The sequence below is a fragment of the Saccharothrix sabaoui genome (assembly GCF_051756985.1).
Lineage (GTDB): Bacteria > Actinomycetota > Actinomycetes > Mycobacteriales > Pseudonocardiaceae > Actinosynnema.
Window position 1 is genome coordinate 1 of the sequence record NZ_JBPKJK010000273.1, and the last position, 6,830, is coordinate 6,830.

6 protein-coding genes and 1 pseudogene are annotated in these 6,830 nt (G+C 72.1%); 3 read left to right on the top strand and 4 right to left on the bottom strand.

The genetic code is table 11. The annotated features are described in order from the left end of the window. A pseudogene (locus ACR807_RS40415) lies at positions 1-249 on the bottom strand (hypothetical protein); the annotation flags it as partial. Between the two features lie 190 nt (positions 250-439). Between ACR807_RS40415 and ACR807_RS40420 the strand changes: the two are divergent. Next, positions 440-3,400, top strand: coding sequence for a glycine--tRNA ligase (locus ACR807_RS40420; RefSeq protein WP_438926839.1), 2,961 nt, complete (start codon positions 440-442; stop codon positions 3,398-3,400). A 63-nt stretch (positions 3,401-3,463) separates the two neighbouring features. Here the strand turns inward: ACR807_RS40420 and ACR807_RS40425 are convergent, their stop codons facing one another. Then, positions 3,464-3,637, bottom strand: a complete 174-nt coding sequence (locus ACR807_RS40425) for a hypothetical protein (RefSeq protein ID WP_438926834.1) — start codon at positions 3,635-3,637, stop codon at positions 3,464-3,466. 314 nt (positions 3,638-3,951) lie between these two features. On the opposite strand from ACR807_RS40425, the gene ACR807_RS40430 reads away from it, so the two are divergent. Then, positions 3,952-5,061 carry a sugar ABC transporter substrate-binding protein gene (locus ACR807_RS40430; RefSeq protein ID WP_438926835.1) on the top strand — a complete coding sequence of 370 codons (1,110 nt, stop codon included), beginning with the start codon at positions 3,952-3,954 and terminating at the stop codon, positions 5,059-5,061. 233 nt (positions 5,062-5,294) lie between these two features. Here ACR807_RS40430 and ACR807_RS40435 read toward each other — a convergent pair whose 3' ends face one another. After that, complete coding sequence (locus ACR807_RS40435) at positions 5,295-6,023, bottom strand: hypothetical protein (RefSeq protein WP_438926836.1); 729 nt, start codon at positions 6,021-6,023, stop codon at positions 5,295-5,297. A 23-nt stretch (positions 6,024-6,046) separates the two neighbouring features. Next, positions 6,047-6,382, bottom strand: coding sequence for a hypothetical protein (locus ACR807_RS40440; RefSeq protein ID WP_438926837.1), 336 nt, complete (start codon positions 6,380-6,382; stop codon positions 6,047-6,049). A 246-nt stretch (positions 6,383-6,628) separates the two neighbouring features. Between ACR807_RS40440 and cspE the strand changes: the two genes are divergently transcribed. Continuing rightward, a partial coding sequence (gene cspE / locus ACR807_RS40445; protein WP_438926838.1) for a transcription antiterminator/RNA stability regulator CspE occupies positions 6,629-6,830 on the top strand: 202 nt, incomplete at its 3' end.

A 6,830-nucleotide genomic window follows, 5' to 3' on the forward strand; every position in this document is an offset into this window, starting at 1 on the left:
TTCACGGCGCGGCGGCTCGGGCCGGGCGACCTGCGTGACCGGCTCGGCGCGCTCGGTGGGGTCGTCGGCACGGGGGCGGGGCCGCGCGGGGCGTCCCGGCGGCGGGTCGAGGCGGCGGCGCGGGTCCGGCTGGAACGCGTCGTCACCGCCCCCCTCGCGCCTGGGCCGAGCCGCGGGGGGACGACGAGGGGGAGCTGGTCGCCCGCGGAACCCGTCGGGTTCGCCTGGCCTCGGCGGCCGGTTGTCCACGCCCACTCCTCCCTGGTACCCGGGTACGCCTCGGAGGACGCATCACGGGGCGCCCGGGTTGCGCACAGCGTCGCACAGGCCGTCCCCGGGTGACGTGGTGATACCGGGTTTCGCCGCGCGCTGACCAGCGCGGTAACCCGATTGTGAGGTCGGTTTCGTCACGTTCGTAGACTGTTCCCCCGTGCTGACCATGCAGGACGCGCTGCTCGCGCTGACCAGGTACTGGACCGACCGGGGCTGCATCGTCGTGCAGCCGTACAACACGGAGGTCGGCGCCGGTACGTTGAACCCCGCCACCGTGCTGAGGGTGCTCGGTCCCGAGCCGTGGCGGGTGTCCTACGTCGAGCCCAGCGTGCGGCCCGACGACGCGCGGTACGGCGAGAACCCGAACCGGCTCCAGACCCACACCCAGTTCCAGGTGATCCTCAAGCCCGACCCCGGCAACCCCCAGGAGCTGTACCTGGGCAGCCTCGAAGCCCTCGGCATCGACGTGCGCGGCCACGACGTGCGGTTCGTCGAGGACAACTGGGCCTCGCCCGCGCTCGGCGCCTGGGGCCTCGGCTGGGAGGTCTGGCTCGACGGCCTGGAGATCACCCAGTTCACCTACTTCCAGCAGGCCGGCGGCATGTCGCTCGACCCGGTGTCGGTCGAGATCACCTACGGCATCGAGCGCATCATGATGGCGCTCCAGGGCGTCGACCACTTCAAGGACATCGCCTACGCGCCCGGCATCTCCTACGGCGAGGCGTTCGGCCAGGCCGAGTACGAGATGAGCCGCTACTACCTCGACGACGCCGACGTCGAGGCGAACAAGCGGATGTTCGAGGAGTACGCCGCCGAGGCGCGCCGGATGCTCGACGCCCGCCTGCCCGTGCCCGCGCACAACTACGTGCTGAAGTGCTCGCACGCGTTCAACGTGCTCGACGCCCGGGGCGCGATCAGCACCACCGAGCGGGCCCGCGCGTTCGGCCGGATGCGCGGCCTGGCCCGTGAGGTCGCCCAGCTGTGGGCGGCCCGCCGCGAGGAGCTGGGCCACCCGCTCGGCCAGGCCGAGGTGCCCGCCCCGGCCGCGCTGCCGGAGTCGTTCGCCGAGGTCACGGGCTCGAACACGCTGCTGTTCGAGATCGGCACCGAGGAGCTGCCGCCGCACGAGGTGACCCGCACCACGGAGGCGGTCGCCAAGGCCGTGGCCGACAAGCTCGGGGCCACCCGCCTCGCGCACGGCGACGTCGAGGTGCACGGCACGCCCCGCCGCGTGGTCGTGCTCGTGCCGGGCGTGGAGGCGCGCGAGCCGGACGCCGAGAAGACCGTGCGCGGACCGCGCGTGTCGGCCGCGTTCGACGCCGACGGCAACCCGACCAAGGCCGCCCAGGGCTTCGCCCGGGGGCAGGGCGTGGACGTGTCCGCGCTGGGCCGCGTCACCGAGAACGGCGTCGAGCACGTCGCCCTCGTGCGCACCGACCCGGGCCGCGGCGCGGTGGAGGTCCTCAGCGGGCTGCTCGGCGAGGTCGTGGCCGAGCTGCGGTCCGAGAAGAACATGAAGTGGAACGACCCGAAGCTGTCGTTCACCCGCCCGATCCGGTGGCTGCTCGCGCTGCTCGGCACCACGCCGGTCCCGGTGGCCGTGTCGTCGCTGTCCGCCGAGCCGAAGACCCGCGTGCACCGCACGGCCGACACCCCGGTGGTGGAGGTGTCCACGGCGGACGGTTACCCGGAGTTCCTGGCCGGGCACGGCATCGACGTGTCGGCGAAGGCCCGGCGAGCGGCGATCGTGGCGAGGGCCGAGGAACTGGCCGCGTCCGTCGGCGGCGTCGTGGACCTCGACGGCGTGCTCGACGAGGTGACCAACCTGGTGGAGCGGCCCACGCCCATCCTCGGGTCCTTCGAGGAGCGCTACCTGGAGCTGCCCGCGCAGATCCTCACCACGGTCATGCGCAAGCACCAGCGGTACCTGCCGGTGCGCAAGGCCGACGGGTCGCTGCTGCCGCACTTCGTGGCCGTCGCCAACGGCGAGGTCGACGAGGACCTGGTGCGGGCCGGCAACGAGGCCGTGCTGCGCGCCCGGTACGAGGACGCCGCGTTCTTCTGGCGCGCCGACCTGCGCACGCCGCTGACGGACATGAAGTCCGGGTTGGACAAGCTCACGTTCGCCGACAAGCTCGGCTCGATGGCCGACCGGGCGACCCGCATCGCGGTGCTCGCCGGGCGGCTGGCCGAGGAGGTCGGCGCGGCCGACAAGACCCTGGCGCGGGCGGGCGAGCTGGCGAAGTTCGACCTGGGCTCGCAGATGGTGATCGAGCTGTCGAGCCTCGCGGGCGTGATGGCCCGCGAGTACGCCGAGCGCGCGGGGGAGACCCCGGAGGTGGCGGCGGCGCTCTACGAGATGGAGCTGCCCCGGTCGGCGGGCGACGCGCTGCCGTCGTCCACGCCCGGCGCGCTGCTGTCCCTGGCGGACCGGTTCGACCTGCTGGCGGGCCTGTTCGGGATCGGCGCGAACCCCACCGGCAGCTCCGACCCGTTCGGCCTGCGGCGGGCGGCGCTGGGCGCGGTGAGCGTGCTGCGGGCGTTCCCGGAGCTGAAGGGCATCACGCTGCCCAAGGCGCTCGCGCTGGCCGCGCGGGGGGTGGCCGAGCAGGGACCGGAGCTGTCGGCCGGTGCGCTGGAGGTGGCGCGCGAGTTCGCCGTGCGGCGCTACGAGCAGCAGCTGCTGGACGCGGGCCACGACCACCGGTTCGTCAACGCCGTGCTGCCGCTGGCCGACGCGCCCGCGGTCGCCGACACCACGTTGGCCGAGCTGACCGACCTGGCCGGTGACCCGGGCTTCGCCGCGCTGGTCGCCGCGCTCCAGCGGGTGCGGCGGATCGTGCCCGCGGACACGGTGGGCGAGTACGACGCGGCGGTGCTCACCGAGCCGGCCGAGGTGGCGCTGCACGAGGCGCTGACCCGGGTGCCCTCGGGCGTGACGGGGTTGGCCGCGTTCGCCGCGGCGGCGTCCGGCCTCACCGCGCCGGTGAACACGTTCTTCGACGACGTGCTGGTGATGGCCGAGGACGAGGGGGTCAGGCGCGCCCGGCTGGGCCTGCTGGCGGCGATCCGGGACCTGGCGGCGCCGGTGCTGGACTGGCAGGCGCTGGGCACCGCCCTGGGCTGAGCCCTCGGACGTGCGAAAATCCCCGCCCCCCGGTCGAACCGGGAGGCGGGGATTTTCATGCGCCTACATGTCGCGGTTGTCCTCGGCCGCGATCGCCTGGGGTAGGGCGAGCGACTTCGAGACGGCCGCGACCGGGTCGTGGTCCGGCGTGGGCTGTTCTGCGGCGGCCGACCCGGCGCCCAGGGCGAGCAGGGCCGCGGCGATCGCGGCCACCAGCGCTGCGGGGACGATTCTCACGCTGTCTTCTCCTCACACGACCGGCCAGGGTTCGGCAGGCGACACCTTCGCACAAAAATAGCAGGAACACGAGCCCCCCTTTGCCGGTGTTAGCTCCGTAGTCAATCGGGTGCGGAGCGTGATATTTCGCCCGAAAGTAACGTCGTAACCAGCGGGTTCGATGTCCCGTGAAGGCTACCGGGGCCTGTCGCGCGGCCCATTCGGAGCCGGCTGGTTGCTACGTCTTGACGAACCCGCACGCCGGGGGTTGGAATTCCGCAACATTCTGTTTTCCGTCACTGAACGTCGATGTCGCCCGAGCAAGGGGTTGGCGAATGCGAAGGCTAACCGGAGCCGTGTCCTGCGGCCTCCTCGTCCTGTCCCTCGCCGCGTGCGGCGGCGGGACGGACCCGCTCGCCCCCGCCGCCGGCACGCCCGCCGACAAGCCGGTCGTCGGCGTCATCCTGCCCGACCGCTCGTCGTCGGACCGCTGGGACGAGCAGGACGCGCCGCTGCTGAGCCAGGCGTTCAGCTTCGCGGGCATCGAGGGCGACATCCGCAACGCGGAGGGCGACGAGACGAAGTTCGCGAGCATCGCCGACGAGATGATCGCCCGGGGCGTCAAGGTGCTGATGACGACCCCGCTGACGCCCGAGGGCGGTGCGGCCGTCGAGCGCAAGGCCAAGGACGCGGGCATCCCGGTCATCAACTACGACCGGATCAGCCTCGGCGGGCTCGCCGAGTACTACGTGTCGTTCGACAACCTCAACGTGGGCGAGCTCCAGGCCGAGGGCCTGCTGCGCTGCCTGGGCGAGAAGCCGGGCGCGAACATCATCGAGATCCAGGGCGCGCCGCAGGACAACAACGCGACCCTGTTCGCCGACGGCCAGCGCCGCAAGCTGGGCCCGAAGTACGACAGCGGCGCGCTGAAGCTCGTCGACAGCAAGGCCATCGACAAGTGGGACCCGCTGATCGGCAAGGCCACGTTCGAGCAGATCCTCAACGGCAACGGCGGGAAGGTCGACGGCGTGGTGGCCGCGAACGACGGCCTCGCCGGCGCGGTCATCGAGGTCCTCAAGGCCAAGGGCCTGGCCGGCCGCGTCCCGGTGACGGGCCAGGACGCCACGCTGGAGGGCCTGCGCGCGGTGCTGCGCGGCGAGCAGTGCATGACGGTCTACAAGCCGATCCGCGACGAGGCCGAGGCCGCCTCCCGGCTGGCCATCGCGGTGGCGCGCGGCGACCTGCCCGGCGCGGACGACCTGGCCACCGGCAACACCCGCGACCTCGTGTCCCGGCGGGACGTGAAGTCGGTGCTGCTCGGGGCGGACCTGGTGACGCGCGACGACGTGCGGGCGCTGGTCGGCGAGGGCGCCGTGAAGCCGGCCGAGCTGTGCGACGGCGACACCGCCGACGACTGCGCCGAACTGGGCATCCTCGTCAACTGACCCGCGAGTCATGCCCTCCCGACCCGCGAGTCCAACGCTCACACCCCGCGAGTCCTACGTTCCCGACCCGCGAGTCCTACGTTCACGACCCGCGAGTCAGACGCTCGTGACCCTCGTGTCCTGCATTCGCGGCTCGCACCGTCAGTCGTGAGCGCATGACACGGGGGGCGCGAGCGCATGACACGGGGGTCGTGGAGGCATGACACGCGGGTCGCGAGCGCATGACTCGCGGGTCAGTCGTCGGGGTCCAGGTCGTGCCGACCGGAGATGAACTCCTGCACGCGGATCTTCGCGCGGATCAGGGGTTGGCGGACGCGGGCCTCGCGGCGGTAGGCGCGGCGCAGCTTGCGCGAACCCTCCGCGTACCGCCAGCGCGCCCACGGCGACCCCGGCCTGGCCAGCCGCACGGCCCCGATCTCGGGCAGCACGGGCACCAGCAGCCCGAGCAGGCCCGTCCACACCTTGCCCTTGAGCAGCGCCACGACGGCGAACGCGAGGTTCACCAGGATGAGCAGGACGCGCAGCGGCCGTCCCTCGCCGTACACCTCGTCGTAGCCGAAGGGCCGGGCGCCGAGCAGCAGCAGGCCGGTCATGCCGACGGCCAGGAACACCGCGTCGACCGACAACCGGCCGTCCTTCGTCCAGTACACGTCACGCAGGTGCAGGATCAGCGCGAACTCGTCGAGCACGAGCGCCGCCCCCACGCCGAGCAACGCGGCTGCGGCAACCCGCAGTCCGTGCTCGTCGTCCGGCACGGCCAGGCCGGTCACGCCGCCGAGCATCATGAACACCGCGCCGAACACGACGTGGTGGATGTGCGTGCCGCCCGGCGTGAAGTTGCCCGGCCACCAGCGGACGCCGGCCCGGATCATGCGCACGCTGATCCGGATGAACACGAACGTGAGCACCAGGCCGAGGAAGAAGAACAGCAACCGGGACTGGGGCAGGTCGAGCGGGTACATCGCCCCATCTTCACCCCGGGGGGCTACGAGAAGCTGACGCCGCCCTGGATGTCGCCGGCCTGGAGCACGTTGCCGTGCACCGTCCCGGAGATGTGGTTGACCACCCGACCGGTCTGGGTGACCGACCCGTACTCGCGGCCCAGCGCCTCGGCGAAGCCCGGGTCGGCCGCCGCGGTCCGCTCCAGCGCCTCGCCCAACGCCGCCACCTGCGAGGAGCCCTCCGGCTGACCGTCCGCGGCGACCAGCGCCCCGGCGGCCTCGGGGTCACCGGCGAACCTGGTCCTGACCAGGTCGTACAGCGTGGACGCCGTTCTGGCGGCCAGCGAGGCGGCGATGGAGACCAGCATCGGCTCCGGCATGTCAGACCCCCTGTGATCGAGCCCGGACCCACCGTAGCAGTGCGACTCGCCGCATTCTGCCGCTCGACTACGAGCGGCCGGTCGTGGTTGACTGTCTGCGGTCGTACCTTTCTGTGTTCGTGTTCCACCACGCTCGCGGAACGGAGTTGCGGGCGCTGAACACTCCTCCTGGAGGGCCGGAGCCCGCAGCAGCGGACCCGGTGGTCGCAAGCGCGATCCGGCACCTGTTAGAGGAGAAGTAGCAAGATGGCAGTTCAGGGCACCGTCAAGTGGTTCAACGCGGAGAAGGGCTTCGGCTTCATCTCCCCGGACAACGGTGGCGCCGACGTGTTCGTGCACTACTCGGAGATCCAGAGCAACGGTTACCGCACGCTCGAGGAGAACCAGCGGGTGGAGTTCGAAATCGGCCAGGGCCAGAAGGGCCCGCAGGCGCAGGCGGTTCGACCGC